Origin of the sequence: Aestuariimicrobium sp. Y1814 (assembly GCF_050113895.1) — a bacterium.
In the GTDB taxonomy this organism is placed as follows: domain Bacteria; phylum Actinomycetota; class Actinomycetes; order Propionibacteriales; family Propionibacteriaceae; genus Aestuariimicrobium.
Window position 1 is genome coordinate 23,245 of record NZ_JBNJRW010000012.1, and the last position, 23,371, is coordinate 46,615.

General features: G+C 68.1%; 26 protein-coding genes and 1 pseudogene. 10 read left to right on the forward strand and 17 right to left on the reverse strand.

What is annotated here, in order from left to right; genetic code table 11:
• Positions 1 to 154: 154 nt before the first annotated feature.
• Complete coding sequence (locus ACQE3C_RS12885) at positions 155 to 667, reverse strand: peptidylprolyl isomerase (protein WP_434539586.1); 513 nt, start codon at positions 665 to 667, stop codon at positions 155 to 157.
• Positions 668 to 825: 158 nt separating this feature from the next.
• On the opposite strand from ACQE3C_RS12885, the gene ACQE3C_RS12890 reads away from it, so the two are divergent.
• From ACQE3C_RS12890 to ACQE3C_RS12900, 3 genes are all read left to right on the forward strand, one after another.
• On the forward strand, positions 826 to 1,860 hold the full coding sequence (locus ACQE3C_RS12890) for a sunset domain-containing protein (protein ID WP_434539587.1): 1,035 nt from the start codon (positions 826 to 828) through the stop codon (positions 1,858 to 1,860).
• A gap of 236 nt (positions 1,861 to 2,096) precedes the next feature.
• Positions 2,097 to 2,678, forward strand: a complete 582-nt coding sequence (locus ACQE3C_RS12895) for a hypothetical protein (RefSeq protein ID WP_434539588.1) — start codon at positions 2,097 to 2,099, stop codon at positions 2,676 to 2,678.
• Positions 2,679 to 2,687: 9 nt separating this feature from the next.
• Positions 2,688 to 3,395: a prepilin peptidase gene (locus tag ACQE3C_RS12900; protein WP_434539589.1), complete on the forward strand. Its 708-nt coding sequence runs from the start codon at positions 2,688 to 2,690 to the stop codon at positions 3,393 to 3,395.
• A gap of 43 nt (positions 3,396 to 3,438) precedes the next feature.
• Here ACQE3C_RS12900 and trpD read toward each other — a convergent pair whose 3' ends face one another.
• From trpD to ACQE3C_RS12915, 3 genes are read right to left on the reverse strand one after another with little or no spacing between them, the layout of a single operon-like run.
• Positions 3,439 to 4,515 (reverse strand): anthranilate phosphoribosyltransferase, encoded by a 1,077-nt coding sequence (gene trpD, locus ACQE3C_RS12905; RefSeq protein ID WP_434539590.1) that lies wholly within the window; start codon positions 4,513 to 4,515, stop codon positions 3,439 to 3,441.
• Positions 4,508 to 4,954, reverse strand: coding sequence for a response regulator (locus ACQE3C_RS12910; RefSeq protein ID WP_434539591.1), 447 nt, complete (start codon positions 4,952 to 4,954; stop codon positions 4,508 to 4,510). The genes trpD and ACQE3C_RS12910 overlap by 8 nt, the downstream gene beginning before the upstream one ends.
• The gene (locus ACQE3C_RS12915) at positions 4,954 to 6,045 is read right to left on the reverse strand and encodes a cytochrome c oxidase assembly protein (protein WP_434539592.1); all 1,092 of its coding nucleotides are present in this window, start codon (positions 6,043 to 6,045) and stop codon (positions 4,954 to 4,956) included. Before ACQE3C_RS12915 ends, ACQE3C_RS12910 begins: the two co-directional genes overlap by 1 nt.
• Positions 6,046 to 6,185: 140 nt before the next feature.
• On the opposite strand from ACQE3C_RS12915, the gene ctaE reads away from it, so the two are divergent.
• From ctaE to qcrB, 4 genes are read left to right on the forward strand one after another with little or no spacing between them, the layout of a single operon-like run.
• Positions 6,186 to 6,890 carry an aa3-type cytochrome oxidase subunit III gene (ctaE, locus tag ACQE3C_RS12920; RefSeq protein WP_434539593.1) on the forward strand — a complete coding sequence of 235 codons (705 nt, stop codon included), beginning with the start codon at positions 6,186 to 6,188 and terminating at the stop codon, positions 6,888 to 6,890.
• Positions 6,891 to 6,907: 17 nt separating this feature from the next.
• Positions 6,908 to 7,711 carry a cytochrome bc1 complex diheme cytochrome c subunit gene (gene qcrC, locus ACQE3C_RS12925; protein WP_434539594.1) on the forward strand — a complete coding sequence of 268 codons (804 nt, stop codon included), beginning with the start codon at positions 6,908 to 6,910 and terminating at the stop codon, positions 7,709 to 7,711.
• Entirely contained in the window at positions 7,708 to 8,823 is a 1,116-nt protein-coding gene (gene qcrA, locus ACQE3C_RS12930; protein ID WP_434539595.1) for a cytochrome bc1 complex Rieske iron-sulfur subunit, read from the forward strand. Before qcrC ends, qcrA begins: the two co-directional genes overlap by 4 nt.
• The gene (gene qcrB, locus ACQE3C_RS12935) at positions 8,823 to 10,553 is read left to right on the forward strand and encodes a cytochrome bc1 complex cytochrome b subunit (protein WP_434539596.1); all 1,731 of its coding nucleotides are present in this window, start codon (positions 8,823 to 8,825) and stop codon (positions 10,551 to 10,553) included. Before qcrA ends, qcrB begins: the two co-directional genes overlap by 1 nt.
• 100 nt (positions 10,554 to 10,653) lie before the next feature.
• Here qcrB and ACQE3C_RS12940 read toward each other — a convergent pair whose 3' ends face one another.
• Both ACQE3C_RS12940 and ppk2 read right to left on the reverse strand, forming a co-directional pair.
• Positions 10,654 to 11,013 carry an MGMT family protein gene (locus ACQE3C_RS12940; protein WP_434539597.1) on the reverse strand — a complete coding sequence of 120 codons (360 nt, stop codon included), beginning with the start codon at positions 11,011 to 11,013 and terminating at the stop codon, positions 10,654 to 10,656.
• Positions 10,997 to 11,932 carry a polyphosphate kinase 2 gene (gene ppk2 / locus ACQE3C_RS12945; protein WP_434539598.1) on the reverse strand — a complete coding sequence of 312 codons (936 nt, stop codon included), beginning with the start codon at positions 11,930 to 11,932 and terminating at the stop codon, positions 10,997 to 10,999. The genes ACQE3C_RS12940 and ppk2 overlap by 17 nt, the downstream gene beginning before the upstream one ends.
• 112 nt (positions 11,933 to 12,044) lie before the next feature.
• Here ppk2 and ACQE3C_RS12950 point away from each other — a divergent pair, with 112 nt between their 5' ends.
• Positions 12,045 to 13,511 (forward strand): GuaB1 family IMP dehydrogenase-related protein, encoded by a 1,467-nt coding sequence (locus ACQE3C_RS12950; RefSeq protein ID WP_434539599.1) that lies wholly within the window; start codon positions 12,045 to 12,047, stop codon positions 13,509 to 13,511.
• Positions 13,512 to 13,600: 89 nt separating this feature from the next.
• Here the strand turns inward: ACQE3C_RS12950 and ACQE3C_RS12955 are convergent, their stop codons facing one another.
• The 8 genes and pseudogenes from ACQE3C_RS12955 to ACQE3C_RS12990 form a co-directional block, all read right to left on the reverse strand.
• The gene (locus ACQE3C_RS12955) at positions 13,601 to 13,996 is read right to left on the reverse strand and encodes a cytochrome c oxidase subunit 4 (RefSeq protein WP_434539600.1); all 396 of its coding nucleotides are present in this window, start codon (positions 13,994 to 13,996) and stop codon (positions 13,601 to 13,603) included.
• A complete protein-coding gene (gene ctaD / locus ACQE3C_RS12960; RefSeq protein WP_434539654.1) occupies positions 13,993 to 15,633 on the reverse strand; it encodes an aa3-type cytochrome oxidase subunit I in 1,641 nt (546 codons plus the stop codon). The genes ACQE3C_RS12955 and ctaD overlap by 4 nt, the downstream gene beginning before the upstream one ends.
• Before the next feature lie 74 nt (positions 15,634 to 15,707).
• Positions 15,708 to 16,547 carry an aa3-type cytochrome oxidase subunit II gene (gene ctaC / locus ACQE3C_RS12965; RefSeq protein ID WP_434539601.1) on the reverse strand — a complete coding sequence of 280 codons (840 nt, stop codon included), beginning with the start codon at positions 16,545 to 16,547 and terminating at the stop codon, positions 15,708 to 15,710.
• A gap of 163 nt (positions 16,548 to 16,710) precedes the next feature.
• On the reverse strand, positions 16,711 to 17,064 hold the full coding sequence (locus ACQE3C_RS12970) for a HesB/IscA family protein (protein ID WP_434539602.1): 354 nt from the start codon (positions 17,062 to 17,064) through the stop codon (positions 16,711 to 16,713).
• A gap of 179 nt (positions 17,065 to 17,243) precedes the next feature.
• Positions 17,244 to 18,329 (reverse strand): glycerate kinase, encoded by a 1,086-nt coding sequence (locus ACQE3C_RS12975; RefSeq protein ID WP_434539603.1) that lies wholly within the window; start codon positions 18,327 to 18,329, stop codon positions 17,244 to 17,246.
• Positions 18,329 to 18,619, reverse strand: a complete 291-nt coding sequence (pspAA, locus tag ACQE3C_RS12980; protein WP_434539604.1) for a PspA-associated protein PspAA — start codon at positions 18,617 to 18,619, stop codon at positions 18,329 to 18,331. Before pspAA ends, ACQE3C_RS12975 begins: the two co-directional genes overlap by 1 nt.
• Positions 18,616 to 18,837, reverse strand: a complete 222-nt coding sequence (locus ACQE3C_RS12985) for a hypothetical protein (protein ID WP_434539605.1) — start codon at positions 18,835 to 18,837, stop codon at positions 18,616 to 18,618. The genes pspAA and ACQE3C_RS12985 overlap by 4 nt, the downstream gene beginning before the upstream one ends.
• 287 nt (positions 18,838 to 19,124) lie before the next feature.
• Positions 19,125 to 19,880, reverse strand: a pseudogene (locus ACQE3C_RS12990) (PspA/IM30 family protein); the annotation flags it as partial.
• 206 nt (positions 19,881 to 20,086) lie between these two features.
• Here ACQE3C_RS12990 and ACQE3C_RS12995 point away from each other — a divergent pair.
• Together ACQE3C_RS12995 and ACQE3C_RS13000 are read left to right on the forward strand one after the other, a co-directional pair.
• Complete coding sequence (locus ACQE3C_RS12995) at positions 20,087 to 20,689, forward strand: DUF3043 domain-containing protein (RefSeq protein WP_434539606.1); 603 nt, start codon at positions 20,087 to 20,089, stop codon at positions 20,687 to 20,689.
• A complete protein-coding gene (locus ACQE3C_RS13000; RefSeq protein ID WP_434539607.1) occupies positions 20,689 to 20,907 on the forward strand; it encodes a hypothetical protein in 219 nt (72 codons plus the stop codon). Before ACQE3C_RS12995 ends, ACQE3C_RS13000 begins: the two co-directional genes overlap by 1 nt.
• Positions 20,908 to 21,130: 223 nt before the next feature.
• Here ACQE3C_RS13000 and ACQE3C_RS13005 read toward each other — a convergent pair whose 3' ends face one another.
• The 3 genes from ACQE3C_RS13005 to ACQE3C_RS13015 all read right to left on the reverse strand — a co-directional run bounded on the left by ACQE3C_RS13005 (position 21,131) and on the right by ACQE3C_RS13015 (position 23,331).
• Positions 21,131 to 21,328: a hypothetical protein gene (locus ACQE3C_RS13005; RefSeq protein ID WP_434539608.1), complete on the reverse strand. Its 198-nt coding sequence runs from the start codon at positions 21,326 to 21,328 to the stop codon at positions 21,131 to 21,133.
• Positions 21,329 to 21,342: 14 nt separating this feature from the next.
• On the reverse strand, positions 21,343 to 22,848 hold the full coding sequence (locus ACQE3C_RS13010) for a hypothetical protein (protein ID WP_434539609.1): 1,506 nt from the start codon (positions 22,846 to 22,848) through the stop codon (positions 21,343 to 21,345).
• Positions 22,849 to 22,986: 138 nt separating this feature from the next.
• On the reverse strand, positions 22,987 to 23,331 hold the full coding sequence (locus ACQE3C_RS13015) for a hypothetical protein (RefSeq protein WP_434539610.1): 345 nt from the start codon (positions 23,329 to 23,331) through the stop codon (positions 22,987 to 22,989).
• Positions 23,332 to 23,371: the final 40 nt, after the last annotated feature.

Consider the following 23,371-nt stretch of genomic DNA (forward strand, 5'->3'; position numbering starts at 1 on the left):
CGGCACCCCTGTGATCTCGGCACCCTGTGATCGCGGCACCCTGTGATCACCACGGTGAACGACAGCACCCAGCCGGACCGCCCGCCGGTGGCAGGCGTGGTGCGACTGGGTGCTGTGGAAGGTGTCGGGCTGCCCGGTGTGCCCGGGCAGGGGCTCAGACGAGTTCGACCGACTCGATGACCACCGGCTCGACCGGGCGGTCACGGCGGTCGGTCTTCACCGCGGCGATGGTGTCGACGACCTGCTGCGAAGCGGCGTCGGTGACCTCACCGAAGATGGTGTGGCGGTTGTCCAGGTGCGGGGTCGGGCCCACGGTGATGAAGAACTGCGAGCCGTTGGTGCCCGGGCCGGCGTTGGCCATCGCCAGCAGGTAGGGCTTGTCGAACTTCTTCTCGGGGTGGAACTCGTCGGCGAACTGGTAGCCGGGGCCACCGATGCCGATGCCCTGGGGGCAGCCGCCCTGGATCATGAAACCGTCGATCACGCGGTGGAAGATCAGGCCGTCGTAGAACTTGCCAGTGGTCTGCTCACCGGACTCGACGTCGGTGTACTCCTTGGTGCCACCGGCCAGTCCGACGAAGTTGTCGACCGTCTGGGGCGCGTGCTCCGGGAACAGGTCGATGGCGATGTCGCCGTGGTTGGTGTGCAGGATGACCTTGTCAGTCACGTGGGAACCTCTCGATGGGAACTGTTTTCCCGACCAAGTCTAGGACCCCACTCGTGAGCGCTACCACCTGTGGCGGTGTGGTGCGGCCTTGTACGGTGGAAGCACGCTCGACCACGAGCCTGCTCGACCACGAGCCCAAAACACTCCACGGAGGAAACGTGTCCCGCAAGAACAAGCACTTGCAGAAGGCCGCCGCGCAGTCGCAGTCGGCCGCCGACAAGGGAGCCGCAGCCATCGACCATGCTGCCGCCGCCCTGAACCAGGCCCTGGCCGCGCTGGGTGACTACGTCACCGCTGCGCAGGAGAAGGCCGGCCCCGCCGCGAAGAACGCGATCGGCAAGACCATCGAGGCCGCCGAGAGCGCCCGCGAGAAGGTCGAGCCGAAGCTGACCGAGGCGGTCTCCGCCGTCCAGCCGAAGCTGAGTGGCGCCTACGCCGCCGTCTCGCCCGGCATCGACCAGGCCCGCCACAAGGTTCAGGACGACCTGCTGCCGAAGCTGACCGAACTGCTGCACGAGGCTGAGCAGCACCCCGCCGTCGCCGAGGCCCAGAAGCGCGGCAACGCCGCCATCAAGTCCCTCAAGGGTGAACTGGTGGTCCCCGAACCGGCGCCGGTCGCCAAGAAGAAGAGCCGCGCCAAGTCGTTTGCCAAGATCGTGGCTGCCGGCGCGCTGCTCGCCGGTGCTGCCGTGGCCGTGCGCCAGTTCCTGCTGTCGAAGGACGACGGCTGGACCGCCCACGAGCCGAGCCCGGCCTACACCCCGCCGACCCGCCCCGAGGACGAGGTGGTCTTCACCACCAGCACCCCCGAGGCCGCTGCGGCTGACGCCGAGGCCGTCACCGAAGAGGTGCCGGTGACCGACGAGCACGGCCACCATGTCAAGCATGACCCGGACGTCACCACCGAGGGTGATCCGATCAGCGACATGGAGGAGGAGGGCGGCCTTGTCGCCGGGGCCGACGAGCACGACAACGGCACCCGCGACGAGCAGGCGGCCACCGCTGCCAGCCCCTACGGTGAGGGTGCCTACGTGGGCACCGAGCCGCCGGAGGGCTACATCATCAAGGGCAACGAGCGCTCGAAGAAGTACCACGTGCCCGAGTCGGGTGGCTACGAGCGCACCATCGCCGACGTGTGGTTCAACTCCGAGGACGCGGCCCAGGCGGCCGGGTTCTCCAAGGCACAGCGCTGAGCCGGCCTGACCGGCGCTGGCTGATGTGACCAGCACGGGGCCTGCGCCCCAGCACGCGGGGTCCGGACATTCGTCCGGGCCCCGCGTTTGCGTCCGGCGGCAGGCCGCAGCCGGTGGGGGTCCCGCGGGCGCGTGATCCCGGAGGGCCGTTCCTGAAGATTGGCGGCCCCGTCACACAAACACTGTTCCGGGATGGGCATTGACAGGTGAAAGCACCCGTCACCCAGGAGCCCCCCATGTGCCACTCCCCCGCCGGACCATCTCGCCACACCGCCCCGACCCGCACCACCGCCCGCACGCCGGCGCGTACCCTCACCCCGGGTGCCACCCCCACCGACCCACCGCAGGGGGTACCCGGCTGGGCGTTCCGGGCCCAGGTCCTGCATGTCGCCGAGGCCACCGGCTTGCCGTGGCGGGTGGTGACCCAGCAGGCCGGCCTCGATGCTGCTGCTGCCGCCCGGCTGCTGCGCTGCCGCCCACGCCGCGGGCGGGTGCCGTTGGCCGAGGCCACAGCCGTGTTCGGGCTGGACGCGGCGCGCCTGCGACACCGGGCCGAACTGTCGGTCGATGCCCACCACACGAGGGTGATGGTCCAGGCCCTTCGCCAGGCCGGTTTCCCGCTGGGTGATGTGGCCGGGTTCCTGCGCCTGTCCCGTCCGCAGACCAGGGCACTGTTCGATGCGCGCACCCGGCGCTGCTCACAGCGCACCGAGTGGTTGGCCCAGGCGGCGTTGCAGGCGCTCGGGGTACCCTGCCCGTTGTCGCAGCCGACCTGGGACCAGCCGCGCCTGACGGCTGCCCGACCCCGCGTTGCCTAGGCTGGCGGCGTGGAGACCACGGACTGGCACCTGCTGCTGTGGCCGGGCCTGGGCACCGGGCTGCTCGGTGCCGTGCTCGCCCTGCTGGTGGCCCGGTTCGTCGTGCCGCGCCTGCCCGAGCCCGAGCTCGAGGACGACTACGCCAAGCCGCTCTACCGTGACCTGCTGCACCCCCGCGCCATCGTCGGCAGCATCGTGCTCGGGTTCTGCGCCGCCCTGGTCGCCCCACAGGCAGGCTCGATGATGTGGGCGGCCGTGGCGCTGGCCGCGGCCGGGGCCGCGCTGGTGGTGGTCGATGCCCACACGACCTACCTGCCGGCCCGGCTGCACTGGCTCACGGTGGCCCTGGTCATGCTCGGGGGCCTGCTGGGCGTGACCCTGGGTGAGCCGCCGGGACGCTGGCTGGTCTTCGCGCTGGGAGCACTGTTCGGCGCGGTCGCCGGGTACGCGCTGTTCTGGGTGGTGTGGCGCTTCGGTGACGGCTTCGGTTACGGCGATGTCCGGCTGGCGGGACTGGTCGGCGGTTTCGCCGGCGCCATGGGCATCCAGCCGTGGTGGCAGTCGCTGCTGGCCTCCGCGGTGATCGGGGCGGTGCTGGGCATCGGGGTGGCCCTGTGGCGGCGACGCCGACCCTCACCGCTGGGCTCGGCCTTCCCCTACGGCCCGGCGCTGTGGGCCGGGCCCTTCGTGGCGCTGTGGATCGGGCTGGTGCCTTGACCCGGGCGCCGGTGCCTGCCCCACCTGCCGGCGGGGCCGGTCTTCAGTTGGCGGCGGCCAGGGACTGGCTGAGCGGCGCCCAGGATTCCAGCAGCCGCTGCGCAGCCCCCGAGTCGATCGCCTCGGCCGCGCGGCCCAGGGATGCCCGCAGTTGGTCGTCGAAGCCCCCGGACAGGTCGGGGTGGTCGTAGGCGACCAGGGCGGCAGCGGCATTCAGCACGACGATGTCGCGCACCGGCCCGGTCTGCCCGGCGAACACGTCACGCACCACCTGGGCGTTGTGCTCGGGCGGGCCACCGACCAGGTCGTCGGGCTGGGCGGCCTGCAGGCCCAGGGTGCTCGGGTCCAGGGTGGTCTCCACCACGGTCCCCTGGTCGAACAGCCACACCGAGGAGGTGGTCGTGGTGGTCAACTCGTCCAGACCGTCACCGCCGTGGAAGACCAGGCCGCGCGAGTCGCGGCGCGCCAGCACACCGGCCATGAGCGCTGCCATCCGCTCGTCGGCGACACCGATGGCCTGCGCCCGGGGCCTGGCGGGGTTGGACAGCGGGCCGAGGAAGTTGAAGGTGGTCTGCACGCCCAGTTCCTTGCGTGCGCTGGCGGCGTGGCGCAGCGACGAGTGGAACCGCGGCGCGAACAGGAAGGTCATGCCCACGGTGTCGAGGATCTCGGCGTGCTTCTCGTGGGGCACCTCCAGCGCCACCCCGAGTGCCTCCAGGCAGTCGGCGGTGCCGCACATGGAACTGGCGGCCCGGTTGCCGTGCTTGACGACCTTGGCGCCGGCGGCTGCCGCCACCATGGAGGCCATCGTCGACACGTTGACGGTGTTGGCCCGGTCGCCGCCGGAACCGACCACGTCCACGGCTTCCCGGTCGAGGTCCAGTTGCACGGCGCGCCCGAGCATGGCGTCGGCCATGCCGCCGATCTCGTCGATGGTTTCACCCTTGGCCCGCAGGGCCACGGCCAGGCCGGCGATCTGCACCGGGGTGACATCACCGGCGAGGACCTGGTCCATCGCCCAGCGGGCGGTGTCGTGGTCGAGGTCGCGGCCCTGGATCAGGCCGGTGACCAGGTCGGGCCAGGTGCTGGCCTTCAGCAGTCCGGGGTCGCCCTCAAGCATGGGTCACCGGGGCGTCGAAGGTCGCCACCTCGTCGGTGTCCCGGTCACGGTGCTTGCGCATCATCTCGGCGAAGATGCCGGGCAGGGTCAGCGGGTCGACGGGCAGGCCGGTGACGGCCTCGGCGCGCGACCAGGCCGCCAGCCAGGCGTCGTCCTGCCGGGCCACCAGCAGCAGCACCGGCGGGCAGTCGGCGATCTCGTCGTGCAGCTGGTAGCTCAGCCCCATGCCGCCGGTGGGCACGGCCTCACCGTCGAGGACCAGCGCGTCGAAGTTTTCGTTGTCGAGGGTGTGGATCACGGCCTGGCCGGTGGCCACGTCGACCGTCTCGATCGGCGGCAGGTCGGCAGCCACCACCCGGCCGAGCGCGGTCCGGATCGCCTGGCGGGTGTTGCGATCATCGGAGTAGACCATGACCTTCAGCGGCTGCTCAGCGCTCATCAGTGGTGCCCTTCACGTGGTTGTCCTGCTGTTGCCTCATTGTCCTGCGGGGCCTCGTCGTCCGGCTCGTGGGTTGCGACCTCGGCTGGTGCGACCTCGCGTGCTGCGACAACGGCGTCCTGCTGCCCCACTGTAGCGGTGGCTCCACCGGTTTCGTATCCGGAGGCGGCCTGCCAGACCTGCCGCAGTCGCTGGGCCTCCAGTTCCTCCTCCCGGTCGAGCGCGCGGTCTATTCGCCGGGCCTCCTTCTGGGAGTCCTTGAACCAGTTGATGCCCAGTGCGGTGAGCACGGTGAGCATGGTCAGGTCGCCGGTGGCCCACAGGATGCCGCCGGCCCACATCTGGTCGCGCATCGGGCTGATGCCCCAGTCCCGGTTGAAGGCCAGGTACCAGTCCTCGGCGATGAGCCGGGTGGCGCCCATGATGGTCACCCCGATGAAGGCGTGGCCGGGCATCGCCAGCAGAACGAGGAAGAACCGCAGCGGGTAGGGCAGCTTGTTCGGCAGCGGGTCGACACCCATGATCGGCACGAAGAAGGTGACCCCGGCGTAGACCATCCAGACGTGCAGCAGGTCGTGCATCCAGTCGTTGCGCATCGTCATGGCGTACAGGTCGGTCATGTACAGCAGGAACGGGTAGCCGATCATCACCAGGGTGGTCAGCGGCGGGAACAACAGCACCCGGGCCACCCACGAGTGCAGTACCGCGAGCAACCAGCCCCGCGGACGACGCGGCAGGGCGCGCAGGGCCAGGGTCACCGGCGCCGACTGGGCGATGTGCACCCCGACCACCATGGTCAGGATCATGTGCTGGACCATGTGCACCCAGAACAGGACGTTGTCGTAGACCCCCAGGAAGCTGAAGGCGGCCACCGCGATCCAGGTCATGCCCATCAGCCAGGACAGTGTGCGGTAGACCGGCCACTTGTCGCCGCGCCGCCGCAGCCGGGCGACCCCCCACAGGTAGAGCCCGACCGACACCAGGATCGGGACCAGCGCCCACAGGTTGACCTCCCAGGCGGTCAGGTAACGCCACCCCACGAGCGGTTCGACGGCGTCCTCGGAGCGGGCATGCAGGGGCAGCAACAGCATGTGGGGAATTATGGCACCCGCCCAACTGGGGCCCTTCCCCGGTGGCGTAGCGTCGTCGTCGGCAAGTTTCGTAGCCACAACGTGGTCACAAACTGCGTCCTGACATGACCGGACGCAGTTTTGTGGGCATAATCAGCCGCGTGGCTACTCAACAGACGACTCGCACCATCGCGGTGCCCAGTGGTGCGCTGCATCCCATTGCCCCTGCGCGCCTGAACAAGCCCGTCGGACGACCGGACATGGTCCCGGTGGGCACGTGGGTATGGCTTGCCTCCGAACTCATGTTCTTCGCAGCACTGTTCGCTGCGTTCTTCATGATCCGGGAGAACACCTACGCCCTGGCCGAAGCCGCCGGCACCACACCGTTGTGGGTCAGCGAGAAGTCACACCTGGCGATCACCTTCGCCGCGGTGAACACCGGCATCCTGGTGCTCAGCTCGATCACCTGTCAGTTCGGTGTCCACGCCGCCGAGCACTCCCACGTGAAGCGGCGCGGCAGCCTCGCCAACATCGCCAAGTGGGGCATGCGCGAGTGGTACATCCTCAGCTTCGTGCTGGGCTCGATCTTCATCGCCGGCCAGGTCTACGAGTACGCCACCCTGGTCAGCGAGGGCTTCACCCCCTCGTCCAACGTCTACTGGTCGCTGTTCTTCCTGGCCACCGGTTTCCACGGCCTGCACGTGCTGGGCGGGCTGATCGCCTTCCTGTTCGCCCTCGGCCGCACCTACCTCGCGAAGACCTTCACCCACGAGCAGACCGTCACCGCGATGGTTGTCTCGTACTACTGGCACTTCGTCGACGTGGTGTGGATCATCCTGTTCGCGGCCATCTACATCCTGCCCTGACCCGAAAGGAAGAACGCATGCGATTCCTCTCCAAGCGGCGCCGCCACCCTGCCGCCAAGCCACTGGCGCTGGTGCTGGCCCTGTTCGTGATGGGCGCCCTGTACGCCGTCCTGCTGCCGACGACGCAGTCGAACGCGGACGATTCCACCGCCCAGTCCCAGATCGCGCAGGGCAACGACCTGTTCGAGCTGAACTGCTCGTCCTGCCACGGCCTCAATGGCGAGGGCACCGTCGAGGCCCCCAGCCTGATCGGCGTGGGCGCGGCCTCGGTGGACTTCCAGATGGAAACCGGGCGCATGCCGATGGCACGCCCCGAGGCCCAGGCCCCACCCAAGAAGACCCTGTACACCGCTGAGGAGATCGCCGCGATCGCCGCCTACGTGGCCAGCCTGGCCCCCGGCCCGGCGATCCCCGAGGAGGACCAGTACAGCAACACCGGCCTGACCGCCGCCGAGCTGGCCCGCGGTGGCGAACTGTTCCGGACGAACTGCTCGGCCTGCCACAACTTCGAGGGACGCGGTGGCGCCCTGCCCGACGGCCGCTACGCCCCCGCCCTGACCAACACCTCGGACAAGCACATCTACGAGGCGATCCGCACCGGCCCGCAGCAGATGCCGGTCTTCTCCAGCAGCGTGCTGACCGATGAGGACATCACCCAGATCGTGGGCTACCTGAACAGCCTGCACGCCTCCCCCAACGGCGGTTTCGACCTGGGCGGTCTCGGCCCGGTCGGTGAAGGCCTGTGGGGCTGGGTGCTCGGTCTGGGTTCACTCATGTTGATCGCCGTTTGGCTTGCCAAGAAGGGAGCTCGTGCACGATGAGCGACAATTCCACCTTGCCGCTCAGCTCGAGTGTGCACCAGGGCCCGCTGGCCCCTGAGGATTACCCCGGCTCCGAGGTCGACGTCCTGCCCCCGGTGGACAACCCCGGGGTGGAGGAGCACGTCCCCCGCTACACCGACGCGGACCCCGCCGCCGGTGACCGTGCCTACCGCCAGGTGCTGTTCATGCTCGGCCTGGTGCCGGTGCTGGCCATCGCCTTCGTGGTGATCTACTTCGCGGTCGACAAGGAGACCACCTTCTCGTTCGGCCCGCTGCACACCTGGGCCCAGCACCTGGGCCTGGGCATCACCGGCGGCCTGGCCGTGCTGCTGATCGGCCTGGCCTGCATCCACTGGGCCAAGCAGCTGATGAACGACGCCGAGGTGGTCGAGGAGCGCCACCCCTCCGCCTCCAGCGACGAGGACAAGGCGATCGTCGCCCAGCAGTTTGCCGATGGTGTCGAGGATTCGGCCATCGGTCGCCGCAAGCTCATCGGTGGCGCCCTGGCCGGGGCCATCGGCATGGTCCTGGTGCCTGCCGTGGTCGTGCTCGCCGACATGGGCCCCCACCCGGGCCGCGGGCTGCGCCGCGCCACCATCGAGACCACCCTGTGGGCCGAGGGCGTCCGGCTGGTCAACGACGTCAACCGTGAGCCGCTGCGCCCCGAGGGCATTGAGATCGGCCAGTTGATCAACGGCCAGCCCGAGAACCTCTTCGACCTGCACGGCACCCCGTTCCAGCAGGCCAAGGCCAAGTCGTCCATCGTCGTGGTGCGCATGGAGCCCGACCGCATCAAGATCCCCGAGTCGCGCAAGGACTGGCACGTCGGCGGAATCCTGTGCTACTCGAAGATCTGCACCCACGTCGGCTGCCCGATCGGCCTGTGGGAACGCACCACCCACCACCTGCTGTGCCCCTGCCACCAGTCGACCTTCGACCTGGGCAACTCGGGCGTCGTGGTCTTCGGCCCCGCCGCCCGGTCGCTGCCGCAGCTGCCCATCAAGGTGGACGCCGAGGGCTACCTGGTCGCCCAGGGCGACTTCACGGTGCCGGTCGGCCCGAGCTACTTCGAGCGTGATTCCCGAAACGACTACAAGGACGGTGACAACTGATGGCCAAGCCAACATCAGTCTCTGACACCCCGTCGGACTCGATCACGCCGGGCAAGCCCGCCGAGAAGAAGGGCATGCCGAAGGCCGCCGCCGGAACCCTGAATTGGGCCGACGAGCGCCTCGGCCTGGCGGGCATCGGCCGGGCCGGCCTGCGCAAGGTCTTCCCCGACCACTGGTCGTTCCTGCTGGGCGAGGTGGCGCTGTACTCGTTCATCGTCCTGCTGCTGACCGGCATCTTCCTGACCATCTGGTTCAAGCCTTCGATGGCCGAAATCGAATACCAGGGCTCCTACCAGCTCATGCAGGGCCTGCAGATGTCGGAGGCCTTCGCCTCCACCCTGGACCTGTCCTTCGACATCCGCGGTGGCCTGCTGGTGCGTCAGATCCACCACTGGGGCGCCATCCTGTTCATGGCCTCGATCACCGCGCACATGCTGCGTGTGTTCTTCACCGGCGCGTTCCGCAAGCCCCGTGAGATCAACTGGCTGATCGGTGTCGGCCTGTTCGCACTGGGCACCATCGAGGGCTTCGCCGGCTACTCACTGCCCGACGACCTGCTCTCGGGCACCGGCCTGCGGTTCGTGGACGGCCTGATCCGTTCCATCCCGCTGATCGGCACCTGGGCGGAGTTCTTCGTCTTCGGCGGGGAGTTCCCCGGTGAGCTCATCGTGGCCCGCCTGTACATGGTCCACATCCTGCTGGTGCCGGCGATCCTGCTCGGCCTGGTCGCGGCCCACCTGGCGCTGGTCGTGTACCACAAGCACACCCAGTACCCCGGCCCCGGCCGCACCGAGAAGAACGTGGTCGGCTACCCGCTGTTCCCGATCTACATGGCCAAGGCCGGCGGGTTCTTCTTCGTCGTGTTCGGCGTGCTGGTGCTGATGGGTGGTCTCATGCAGATCAACCCGGTGTGGAAGTACGGGCCCTACAACCCGGCGCAGGTCACCGCAGGCTCCCAGCCCGACTGGTACATGGGCTGGCTCGAGGGTGCGATCCGCATCGTCCCGCCGATGGAGACCCACTTCTTCGGCACCACCTGGACGTGGTCGGTCTTCCTGCCCGGTGTGGGCCTGATGGGCCTGCTGTTCACCGGCCTGGCAGTGTGGCCGTTCATCGAACGCTGGATGACCGGTGACACCCGTGACCACCACATCCTGCAGCTGCCCCACCAGGCACCGACCCGCACCGCCTTCGGTGTGGCGGCGATGACCGCCTACGCGATGTTCTGGATCGGTGGGGGCAACGACATCATCGCCACCCAGTTCAGCCTGAGCCTCAACGCCATCACCTGGTTCCTGCGGATCGCGGTCTTCGTGGCCCCGGTGCTCGCCTTCATCATCACCAAGCGCATCTGCCTGTCGCTGCAGCGGCGCGACCGTGAGCGGGTATTGCACGGCGGCGAGACGGCGATCATCCACCGTGATGCTGAGGGCGGCTACTCCGAGCCCCACGAGCCGATCTCGCAGGACGAGGCCTGGACCCTCACCTCGCATGACGCGCTGCCCCCGCTGGAGGCCAACGAGGGCGTCACGGCGGCAGGTGTGCCGGACGGCACCAAGGTCTCGAAGTTCCGGGCCCGGATGTCGCGCTGGTTCCACGGCTACCAGATCCCCCAGCTCACCCGCGAAGAGATCGAGGCGGCCAAGCACCACCATGACGATGATCATGGGGACGACGACCACGCGCTGGGTGCCGACGAGCGCACGAAGGAGTTGGACTCGACCCACTGACCCGGCCCAGCCGGACTGGTCACACGAACGGGCGTTCCCTGCGGGGGCCGCCCGTTCGGCGTCCCCGGGGCCGCCCTGGGCGATCTGAGCGGCTCCCGGGTCAGGGTTGGCCGGCAGGCGGGTCGACCACCACTCCCCCGGCCGCCTCGAAGTCGGCAGCGAGCCTGGCCAGGTCGGCATGGTGGTCACGCATCCGAGTGCCCAGCCCGTTGGGTTTGATCCGGATGCCTTCTGCCGCCCACATCGCGCGGGCGGCGTCCAGCACGACCAGGTCACCGGCGGCGTTGGTCACCCGCCACCAGTTCGTCCGGTGCCCGTGGGTCGCCATGATGCGACCCACCCGGCGCGGGGAGGTACCGACGAGTGCCGCGAGGTCGCCGTAGCTGACCACTCGCCCGCTGGGGACCAGGTCGGCGGCCAGCAGGACCTGTTCGACGAGTCGGTCAGTCGCCGACGGCATCGCGCCCGCGCTGTACGATCTGCGGGTCTGCCTCGTAGACCACCGAGTTGTCGCGGCCCTCGTAGTCGAACTGGTTGAGGAAGAACCGCATCGCGTTGAGCCGGGCGCGCTTCTTGTCGTTGGACCGCACCGTCGTCCAGGGGGCGTGGTCGGTGTCGGTGCCGAGGATCATCGCCTCCTTGGCCTCGGTGTAGGCCTCCCACCGGTCCAGGGACTCCAGGTCCATCGGGGACAGCTTCCAGCGCCGCACCGGGTCGATCTGGCGGATCGCGAAGCGGGTGCGCTGCTCGCGCTGGGTCACCGAGAACCAGAACTTGGTCAGGTGGATGCCGGACTCGACCAGCATCCGCTCGAACTCGGGGGTCTGGCGCATGAACACGTCGTACTCGTCCTGGGTGCAGAAACCCATCACCCGTTCGACCCCGGCGCGGTTGTACCAGGACCGGTCGAACAGCACCATCTCACCGGCGGTGGGCAGGTGGCGGATGTAGCGCTGGAAGTACCACTGGCCGGCCTCTTCGTTGTTGGGCTTGGCCAGGGCCACGGTGCGCGCGGCCCGCGGGTTGAGGTGCTCGGTGAACCGCTTGATGGTGCCACCCTTGCCGGCGGCGTCACGGCCCTCGAAGACGATCAGGTGCTTCATGTCGTGGTCCTGGCTCCAGTACTGGAGCTTCAGCAGTTCCACCTGGAGCTTGTACTTCTCGTCCTCGTACTCGTCGCGGCTGAGCAGTTCCTCGTAGGGGTAGTCCTGGCGCCAGGTCTCGACTGCGCGCCCGTGCGGGTCGATGAGCGCCGGGTCGGGGCCTTCGGGGTCGCCGACGGTGTAGCCCTCGTGGACCAGCTGGTCGATGAACTCACGCAGGTTCACCCGGTCCTCGTGGAGCGTCTCGATCTTGTCGTCCAACTCGTTCAGGTCCACTGGTCGTCCTCTCCCGACGCGGCTGTGCTCACGCCCAACACTAGCCATCCGCACCGACGCGGAGAGGGCCTCCCGGGTGAACATTCGGTGCATCTGCGGTGCAGGTGAGACAATGCAGCACGTGAAGTTTCTAGGTGGCAACCCCGATTACGACCTGACCTACAACGACGTGTTCATGGCACCAAACCGTTCATCGGTGGGCTCGCGTGGCAATGTCGACCTGACCAGCACCGATGGCCTGGGCACACCGCTGCCGCTGGTGGTGGCCAACATGACCGCGATCTCGGGCCGAAGGATGGCCGAGACCATCGCGCGCCGCGGTGGCATCGCGATCCTGCCCCAGGACATCCCCACCGACTTCGTGGCCCGGGCGATCACCCGGGTCAAGGGAGCACACACCCAGTTCGACACCGCCATCACGCTGGCGCCGACGGCCACCATCGGTGAGGCGATGACCCTGCTGCACAAGCGGGCCCACGGGGTGGCCATCATCGTCGAGGACAGTGCCCCGATCGGGATGGTCTCGCCGGTCGAGTTCGAGAACGCCGACCGGTTCGCGCAGGTGCAGGACGTGATGACCAGCGACCTGACCCTGGTGTCCCCCGAGGCCACCCCGGAGGACGTGTTTACCACCCTCGCGGCCCAGCACCAGAAGGTCGCCCTGGCCGTCGACGAGAACGGCAAGCTGGTCGGCCTGATGACCTCGAAGGGCGCGCTGCGTTCGGCGCTGTACACGCCGGCGCTCGACCCGCAGGGCCGGCTGATGATCGGTACCGCGGTCGGCATCAACGGCGACGTCGCCGGCCGCGCCAGGGTGCTGCTGGAGGCCGGCTCCGACGTGCTGGTGATGGACACCGCCCACGGCCACCAGGAGAAGATGATCGAGGCCCTCGAGGCGGTGCGCGTGGTGCGCGACGAGTTCGAGGCCGGTACCGGACGCCGGATCCTGCTGGTGGCCGGCAACGTGGTCACCGCCGAGGGCACCCGTGACCTGGTCGAGGCCGGCGCCGACATCATCAAGGTGGGCGTCGGGCCGGGCGCCATGTGCACCACCCGCATGCAGACCGGGGTCGGACGCCCGCAGTTCAGCGCCGTGCTCGAATGCGCCGCTGCCGCCCGTGAGCTGGGTCGCTCGGTGTGGGCCGACGGTGGGGTCAAGCACCCCCGCGACGTCGCGCTGGCGCTGGCTGCCGGGGCCGGCAGCGTGATGATCGGGTCATGGTTCGCCGGCACCCATGAGTCGACCGGTGACCTGCAGGTCGACCACGAGGGCCGTTTCTACAAGGAGTCCTTCGGGATGGCCAGCGCCCGCGCGGTCCGTGCCCGCACGGCCAGCCAGACCCCCTTCGAGCGGGCCCGGGCGGCGCTGTTCGAGGAGGGCATCTCGAGCTCGAAGATGTACCTCGACCCGGCCCGCCCCGGGGTGGAGGACCTGGTCGACTTCATCACCTCGGGGGTGCGCTCCTCGTGCACCTACGCCGGAGCCGCCAACCTGACCGAGTTCGCCCAGCGCGCGCTGGTCGGTGTGCAGAGCTCGGCCGGCTACGAGGAGGGTCGGGCCGTCCCCGTCAGCTGGTGACCCCCGTCAGGCGACCCGGGTTCAGCCCGGACCCACGCCGGCCCCGGTTCCACCTGGGAACCGGGGCCGGAATGGTGTGGCGGGGTGTCTCAGTGGGCGTAGTCGCCGCGGTAGAACTCGAAGACCCAGCCGGACAGGGACCACAGGCCCATGCCGATGCCGGCCAGGGTCAGCCACCAGCCGAGCGGCGGGCCGAGCAGGATGACGGCGATGGTCAGCGCCACCCACAGCGGCCAGATGCTCTTCGGGGGGAAGAAGCCCATCTCGCCGGCACCCTGGTAGATCTCGCCGTCCACGTCGTCCGAGACGATCTGGCCAGTCCCCTTCGAGGCGATCGAGATGTAGGTGAACACGATCGCGCACATCACCCCGGACAGGGCCAGTGCGACGGTGCCGACCGGTTCGCGGGTCGTGAAGAAGTAGAGCGCGGTGACCCCGATGAAGTAGATCAGCAGGAACAGGAAGATCTTGGCAGAGGTCTTCATCGGGTGAGCTCCTTCGCGCGTTCCTCCTCGTACTGGGCGATGACGGCGTCATCGACCTCGTACTCGGCGTTGACCAGTTCCGGGTGCTTGGCGTCGAAGGCCGGGTAGGGCGAACGCACGCGCGGCAGCTTGGTGAAGTTGTGCCGCGGCGGCGGCGAGGAGGTCGCCCACTCCAGCGAACGTCCCCAGCCCCACGGGTCATCGACCCCGACCACGGGGCTCTTCCGGCTGATCCACACGTTCCAGAAAAACGGCAGGAAGCTGATGCCCAGCAGGAACGCCCCGAAGGTGGAGATCTGGTTCAGCAGGGTGAAGCCCTCCCAGGCGCCGTAGTCGGCGATGCGTCGCTGCATGCCCTCGACACCCAGCCAGTGCTGGACGAGGAAGGTCAGGTGGAAGCCGAAGAACAGGGTGAAGAAGTGGATCTTGCCCCAGGTCTCGTTCAGCATCCGCCCGGTGATCTTGGGCCACCAGAAGTAGAGGCCGGCGAACATGGCGAACACGACGGTGCCGAAGACCACGTAGTGGAAGTGCGCCACCACGAAGTAGGTGTCGGAGACGTTGAAGTCCAGCGGCGGCGAGGCGAGGATGACGCCGGTCAGGCCACCGAACAGGAAGGTGACCAGGAAGCCGATCGCCCACAGCATGGGTGTGTCGAGACTGATCGAGCCACCCCACATCGTGCCGATCCAGTTGAAGTACTTCACACCCGTCGGCACCGCGATCAGGAAGGTCATGAACGAGAAGAACGGCAGCGAGACCGCGCCGGTCACGAACATGTGGTGTGCCCAGACCGACACCGACAGGGCGCCGATGGCCAGGGTGGCCATGACCAGGCCGACGTAGCCGAAGACCGGCTTGCGGCTGAACACGGCGATCACCTCGGTGATGATGCCGAAGAACGGCAGGGCGATGATGTAGACCTCGGGGTGGCCGAAGAACCAGAACAGGTGCTGCCACAGGATCGGCCCGCCGTGGGCGGCGTCGAAGATGTGGGTACCGAGCACGCGGTCGGCCTCGAGCAGCAGCAGGCCCGCCGAGAGCACGGGGAAGACCAGCAGCACCAGGATCGAGGTGACCAGGATGTTCCAGCAGAAGATGGGCATCCGGAACATGGTCATGCCGGGGGCGCGCATGCAGACGATGGTGGTCAAGAAGTTCACCGCACCGAGGATGGACGACAGGCCCAGTAGGTAGAGGCCCATCAGCCACAGGTCGGCCCCCACGCCGGGGCTGTGGATCGCGTCCGACAGCGGGGCGTAGGCGAACCAGCCGAAGCTGGCGGCGCCGCCGGGTGTCAGGAAGCCCGAGCAGGCCATCAACGAGCCGAACAGGTACAGCCAGTAGGCCAGCATGTTCAGGCGCGGGAAGGCCATGTCGGGGGCACCGAGCTGGAGCGGCAGGATCGCATTGGCGAACCCTGCGAACAGCGGGGTGGCGAACATCAGCAGCATGATCGTGCCATGCATGGTGAACAGCTGGTTGAAGACCTCCTGGTGCATGTACTGCATGCCGGGGGCCGCTAGTTCGAGGCGAATGCCCAGCGCGAGCAGGCCGCCGAAGCAGAAGAAGGCGATCGTGGTGATGAAGTACAGGTGCCCGATCTTCTTGTGGTCGGTAGTGGTCAGGTAGTCCATCACCACCGAACCGATGGTGCGGGCCTTCGCCTCCTGGCGGGTTTCGGTGCGCAGGTCAGTGCGAGCAAGAGTGGTCACTCGTGGGGCTCCTTTGCGGGCTGGGTGGCCAGAGCAGTACCGGAGACCTGCGGCTTCTTCTCGCCGACCTGGCCGTTGGCGGCCAGTTCGTTGAGCTTGGCGAGGTACTCCTGCTCGGTCACCACGTGAACCTTGAAGATCATTTGGGCGTGGTAGGTGCCGCACAGCTCGGCGCACTTGCCGTCGTAGGTGCCCAGCTTGGTGGGCGTGACGTCGAAGGAGTTCGGGTGGCCGGGGATCGCGTCGAGCTTGAAGTAGAAGGCGGGAATCCAGAACGAGTGGATGACGTCGGGGGATTCCAGGTTGAAGCGGATGGTCTTGTCGACCGGCAGGTACAGGTCGGGGATCTGGCTCATGGTGCCGACCTGGTGGACGACATTGCCCACCTCACCGTTGTCCTGCTCCATGTAGTTGAAGGTCCACGACCACTTCTGGCCGACCACGTTGATGGTGTGGTCGACGGGCTCGCTCTGGTCGAGCACCTCGTTCTGCGCCCGGACGGTGAAGAAGAACAGCACCGCGACGATCAGCAGCGGCACCAGGGTGTAGAGCAGTTCCATCGGCAGGTTGTACTTGGTCTGGCGGGGAACGGCGTTGCCCTTGCGACGGCGGTAGCGCACGGGCGCGTACAGGATCAGCGCCAGGGTCAGGCCGCCGACGACGAACGCGGCGATCCAGAAGCCCAGCCACAGGTTGCCCATTGCGGGAGCCCGGTCACTGGCCGGCTCCAACAGGCCCAGTCGTGCCCCCTGGCCGCTGCACCCACTCAGGATGAGCAGCGACCCGGCGGCGATCGCCACCATCGCGCGGCGGAATCGCGATCGATTCAAGCTCACGTCGTCGTCCCTTTCGCCTACTCGTGCCGTATACCACCTCGACCTCGAGCGGTATCTACCCGGGTAGCGTAACGCAAAAGCGCCACCCCATCGGCCACTGCCGAACTTGGGATGGCGCAGTTGACAAGGAGCTCCGCTGGGGGCAGCTGCTTGTGGGTGCGGATCAGTGGAACGAGTCCCCGCAGGCGCAGGAGTTCTGGGCGTTCGGGTTGTCGATCGTGAAGCCCTGCTTCTCGATGGTGTCGACGAAGTCGATGACCGCACCCGACAGGTACGGGGCGCTCATCCGGTCGGTGACGACGCTGACGCCGTCGAACTTGTTGACCATGTCGCCGTCGAGGGAGCGGTCATCGAAGTACAGCTGGTAGCGCAGGCCCGAGCACCCGCCGGGCTGCACGGCAATGCGCAGCGACAGGTCGTCCAGGCTGCCCTCGGAGGTGAGCAGCGCCTTCACCTTGGCGGCGGCCCCTTCGGTCAGGGCGATGCCTTCGAGAGCGGGTTCAGCGGTGGTGGTCATGGTTTCCCTTCCAGAGGCATGAGACGGGTCCGGCACCATTTCTTCAGTGCAGTTGGGGTGATTCTACGCGTCGAGTCCAGCACAGCGAAGCCCAGTCAACAAGTGGCCGCGATGTCGCGCCCGGGTGTTCGCCGACGGCTGAGCACCACGAGCAGGTCCCAACACGGCGGACGAGCGGGTCACCAGGCCCAGGACCGGGCGATCCGCTGCGCGGCGGCCAACAGCTCGTCGGCATCGACCGGGTTCGGGTCGCTGGTGTCGCTGCGCACCGAGTAGGCGGCCTCGACCCCGATCGAGCGCAGTTCCCGCGGGGAGATGAAGTTGTTCTCGGCGACCACCACGACCGGTCGCAACGCGTCGGAGGCAACCGCCAGCACGGTGAACAGCACGTCGCCGCCCATGGTGCCGAAGTCGAGTTGCCCGGCGCCGGTGACGACCAGGTCGGCCTGGCCGATGGTGGTGGCCAGGTTGGCCAGGTCGCGCCCGTAGGCCGCGCCGGTGGAGACGCTGCCACCCAGGGCCAGGGCGGCGAAGCCCAGCCCGCCGGCGGCCCCGGCACCGGCAGCGCGTGACTGCGGCACCCGGTCGAGGGCTGCGGCGAGGTCGACGAGGGCCTGGTCGGTCGACAGCAGGCTGGCCGGGTCGAGTCCGATGGCGTGGCCGCGCACCGAGGTCAGTCCGCGCAGGCCGACCAGGTGACGGGTGTGTTCCTCGGCCGGCACGACCAGGTCGAGGCGGGCACCACCCAGCCAGTCGACCACCCCGGCCAGGTCGGCCCGGGTGATCCCGGCCAGGGCGGCGACGCCCTCGTCCAATGGTCGGTCGGCGGTGGCACCCCACGCTGCGAGCAGTCCCGCTCCCCCGTCGTGGGCAGGCCGGTCACCCACCTCGAGGACGATCCGCTCGACATGCCCGCGTTCGCGTGCCTGCTCGACAACGGTGCGCACGAGTCGGCCCACCTCGACCGAGCTGGCCTCGACGTCGATGCCCTCACCGGCGGGGACGTGCTCGGGGCGCACCGCCACCAGCAACCCACCGTCACCGGTCTCGGCCTCGACCACGTGGGCGATGCCGTGCTCGGTGCTGATCAGGTCACCGGAGGCAGCCAACAGGTCTGCCAGCGCCTCCTGAAAACCCTCCAGCGCATTGCCGAGGGGGACGACGGCCACCTGTGCACGTTGTTCCGCCCAGGCGGTGGCCAGTACGGCACTTGCCTGGGCGGAACTGAGTGCGGGGTAGCGGTCGGTGGCGACCACGACCCTCATCAGGCGGGGATCAGGCCTTCGTCGGAGCCCATGTCGTCAAGAAACTTGGCGACCTCTTCGAGGGTGGCCGTGGTGTCGGGGATGATCAGGTCGGAGTCGGCCAGTACATCATCGGGAACCGAGGAACCCAGTTCCTTGATGTGGGCGACCAGGCCCTCCAGCGCCTCGGTGAGGGCGTCCTGGTCCTGGTCCTGCAGGGCCTGCTCAACCTTCGCATCCGAGCTCTGCAGGTCGTCGAGCTGTTCAGGCTCGACGGTCCACTGACCCTCCCCCAGGATGCGAATGATCATGCCGTCTCCTCGGACTCGCCTGCCTCGACCACGTCGCCGACGGCCTCGGCGCGCTCGCGCTCCAGCCGGGTCAGGTCTTCCTTCGCCTGGGCCTGGTACTGGGGGGCGTCGTCGTCGACCTCGGGCTGGTAGCCGGGGTTGGTGTGGCTGTGGTGCTCCGGCTGGTAGTTGGGGTTGGCGTGCGTGCCGTCCTGGCCGGACTCGAACTGATCAGTCATGATGTGCTCCCTTGCTCGTTGTGTCACTAGAAATTCTGAGGGCCCTGGCCCTCGCCCTGCGGGTACTGCTCCGACGGCGAAGCAGGAGTGGCCTGGTCCGCGGTGTCGGGGGCCTGGTAATGGCCGGGCTGCTCGGCCTGGTAGCCGGCGTCCCCCTGGGGGGGCTGGTAGCCCGGGTCGGCGCCGGGGGCCTGGTACTGGCCGGGCTGCTCGACCTGGGGGGCCTGGTAGCCCAGGTCGGCGGCGGGGGCCTGGTACCCGCCCTGCTGGGCCGGCGGGGCCTGCTGGGGGGTGGCGCCGTTGCCCGCGGGCAACGCGGCCTGAGGCTGGGTACCGGCGCCGATGGCCATCTGGTTCTTCAGCGCGGCCAGCTCGTCCTCGACCTGCGAATCGGAGGCGAGTGCGTCGAGTTCGCGAGTGATGTCGTCCTTGTAGACACCCGAGGGGTCATCGAGCGCACCGGAGGCCAGCAGCTCGTCGACGGCCGACGCGCGGGCCTGCAGTTGCAGCGTCTTGTCCTCGGCGCGCTGGATCGCCAGGCCGACATCGCCCATCTCTTCGCTCATGCCGGTGAAGGCCTCGTTGATGCGGGTCTGCGCCTCGGCGGCCGAGTAGGTGGCCTTGATGGTCTCCTTCCGAGTGCGGAAGGCGTCGACCTTGGCCTGCAGTCGGGTGCTGGCCCGCACCAGCTTCTCCTCCTCGCCCTGCAGCTGGGCGTGCTGTGCCTGGAGGTCGGCGAGCTGCTGCTGCAGCCCGGACTTGCGAGTCAGCGCCTCACGGGCGAGGTCTTCGCGGCCGGCCTGCAGCGCGCGCTGGGCCGACAGGTTCAGCTTCTCAACCTCACCGTTGAGCTGGTTGGCCTGGAGTTCGACACGCTTGCGGCTGGTGGCCACATCGGCCACGCCGCGGCGCACCTTCTGCAGCAGTTCGAGCTGGCGCTGGTAGGAGTAGTCAAGGGTCTCGCGGGGGTCTTCCATCTTGTCCAGGGCCTTGTCGGCCTTGGCACGGAAGACTGTCGAGATGCGGGAAAAGATTCCGGCCATGAGAGTCTGCGTGTCCTTCCAGTGGTTGCCATGACGGCGGTACTCCCCCAGCCTATGCGCACCGGGGTGCGTGCGTAAGGTTTGTCAGGGACCAATGGGTGCCCACCCCCATACCCCGATGGCCCGAGGCGGCCCGGCGGGGGTCGATCGCCTAGACTGTGGCGGTACTGCCCGAGACTTCCGTCCAGAACCAAGGGGACACCACCGTGGGACTCCTGCGCCCGTACCAGCGCGACAACTCGAAAGACCAGGCCGCCGGTAACGACCCGGTCGACCCCGCGCCGGACACCGAAGAGGTCACCGTGATCACCACGAAGGGCCCGCGCAAGAAGAGCGGCCCGACCCCGACCCGCGCCGAGGCCGAACGTGCGCGGATGGACCGGCTGCACCCCAACCTGACCCCCAAGGAGCGCAAGCAGGCTGAGCGTGAGGCCAAGCGGGCGCTGCGCGAGGAGCGCTACGAGGCACAGCTGAACACCCCCGAGAAGACGCTGATGCGCGACTACGTCGATGCCCGCTGGACGATCACCGAGTTCCTGCTGCCCACCATGCTGGTGCTGGTGGCGGTGAGCTTCATGTTCAGCCGCAACGCCCTGGTGCAGTCGATCATCATGGGCGTGATGGTCTTCCTGCTGCTCAGCTGGTTCGCCAACGTCTGGTGGGCCTGGCGTGGGTTCAAGGCCGAAGCCAACCAGCGGATCAAGAACCCCCGCTTCCAGGGCCTGCTGCTGGAGATGAACTCACGGATGATGTCGATCCGCCGGTTCCGCAACCCGGGGCCGCGGATCAACCGGGGGGACTCCTACTGATGGCCTGGTACTGGGACGCCGAACTGTCCGCCGGGGCCGAGATCAGCGACGACGACCTCACCGGCGCCGGGATCGGACGACGCTTCGAGGACCAGGGCGCTGCCGAGCAGTGGCTGACCGAGAACTACCTCGACCTGGAAGACCTCGGTGTCGCCCAGGTCAGCCTCTTCGAGGAGGACCGGCTCGTCTACGGGCCGATGTCGCTGCAGCCCGAGTAGGTCGTCCGGCTTCGCCGAACGCACCCACAGGCGGACGGGACTTTTTTTGACCCTGCCTGTGGAAAACTGTGGACAGTTGTGGACGGAGCCTGTGATTCTCCCCGTCATCCCCGCGTGTCGGGCGTGTCGAAACGTCGTTTGGTAGCTGTGGACAACCGGTGGACAACGTGTGCGGCAGTGGCCGACATCACATCCGTGCCATCATCTCCGTGCGGGAGTCGGGTCAGGGGCCACCGCAGATGGGGTTGTAGGTCGGGGTGAACCAGATCGAGCCCTGCAGCGAGATCGACACCACCGTGTTGTCGATGACCTCGAAGTAAATGCTGACACTGCTGTCCTCGCTGACCCCGTCGGGGACGCGGTAGACCTGCATCCCCGAGAAGTTGCCCACGACATGGTCGGTGAGCCTGGAGCCGTACATGGCCCTGAGTTCGGTCAGGGAGGTGCCGATTCGGGCACGGAGGCGGTGCTGGCCCTGGCGTCGCGGAGAATGACCTTATTGATCTGTGACTCCAGGTCTCCCTCGATCGTGTGAACCTCGATCTCGCCGTACTTGGCGTGCGTCATTCTTGGGCCAATGCATTCCCACGCCGGCGTGAATTGCTTGCGCAGGTCTGAAGGGATGGGCTTCCAGTACTGCAGGGGGCCGAATCCGGTGGTGGTGAGGGTCCACTCCGGCTCGGCGACGGTCGTGGTCACGGTCACAGTGTGGACGAGCTGCTGGGTGGGGAAGGTGTCGACGAGGCCACGGATTTCGGTCACCAGGTGACCGCTGAGGGAACGCAGAATGGCGAGGATGACCGACAGCACTGGGACCTGGACCCCGTAGTTCTTGCCAATGATCGTGGCCCAGCACTCGAACACCCCCAGGCCGGAGTTGGCCGCCTCCCCGGGATTGGTGGCGGTGACCCGTTGGTGGGCGTCAATGATGCACTTGCCGACTTCCAGCAGTTCGGCCTCGGGGATGTCCAGGCCACCATGCATGGTGACCAGCATCTCGACACCAGTCAGCAGTACGGGCACCTGGGTCAAGGCGCTGCTGATCTCGAACGCAACGACCTGCTCCCCGGCTTCCAGCGGACCGGGGAACACCACCGTCGCCTCACCGCCCGGCTGCAGGATGCCCTGGTGGCCATTCAGGAACAGCGGCACGGCAAGTTGACCCATGACGACGCCCTCGAGGGTGCTGGGCGGGGTGAAGGTCGTCGTCCGGGCCGTCCTGGCCGAGGCCAGCCACATGTACGGCGAGTTGGGGGCAAGTTTGAGGGTGACCTGGTCACCGTCAATACCCACGCACGCGTGCATGAGGTCGGTGCTGCTGGCCAGGCTCACGGTGACCTGCCCCTGGGTGACCTTCTGCTGGCAGCCCTGCGGGGCATCCGTGGATTGCCCGAGGAACTTCGAGGCATTGTCGAGGAACTCGCCGGCCAACTTCTTCGCGTCCACGAACCACGCCCAGGACAGGTGGTCCAGTTCGGCGGTGGCCTGCGCCCCGGTGATCTCGACCGGCACCCCACCCCACTGGGCGTCGTCCGAGGGTCGGGTGATGAAGGCCACGGTCTCGGCGTCCACGCCGGCTGGGACGTCCCACTGGAACCGGATAGGTTGCGCCGGCTGCTTCGCACCGTCGTTGATCGTGACATTGAGCACCGGCGAACCCGACAGGTCCAGCCCATGCAGGTCGGCGGGGAGAGTGACCTCTTCCACGGTGACCGTGTCACCGATGTGGGCCACCCCGGCGGGTCCACTCACCTGGACGTCACCGACTCGAACCTGGAACCCGTCTGCGGTGACGCTCACCTGGTTGCCCGCAGAGGTAGCTGCTGGGCTGCTGCTCGCCGGTCGGTCGGGCGCGGGGTTCTGGTCCTGGGTGCACCCGGTCACCACCACCAGCAACACGCTGCACAGCACTGCCACAGTTGCACAGAATCGACGTGCCATCACCCTACTCCCGGGGACTCCTGCGGCCACTGCATTGACCGTCACCGAAAGGCTGGCAGGTTGCTGATCAGAACGCCATGCTGGGATGCCATATTTCAGTGTGGGCCCGGCCAGTGGGCTGCGCCGACGATCTCCGGCTCAGTGCTGGCTGAGCAGGCGTTCCTCCTCGGCGCTGGCGACACCGCGCGGCGCGCCTGTGCGGCGGTGCAGGAACAGGCCGAAGCCGGCGATCACCAGGCCCGAGATGATCACGGTCGGACGCTGGGCCAGGGCGGCAGCCTTGCGCTGCTCGTAGGTCTGGGTCTCGGTGGTGTGCAGTTCGGACATGCTCGACTTGTGGCACACGTCGCCCGGCCCCATCTCGACCCCACGGCACGTCTCGGGGCCGCGACCCTGGACGAAGGCCCCGTAGAGCACGACCAGCACCCCGACGACCACCAGCGACAGGTTCAGCCAACGCTGCCACGTCCTGCTCGCTGCCATGGTTGTCTCCTGGTGGTGGGGCGCCCGGGTCGGGCACCAC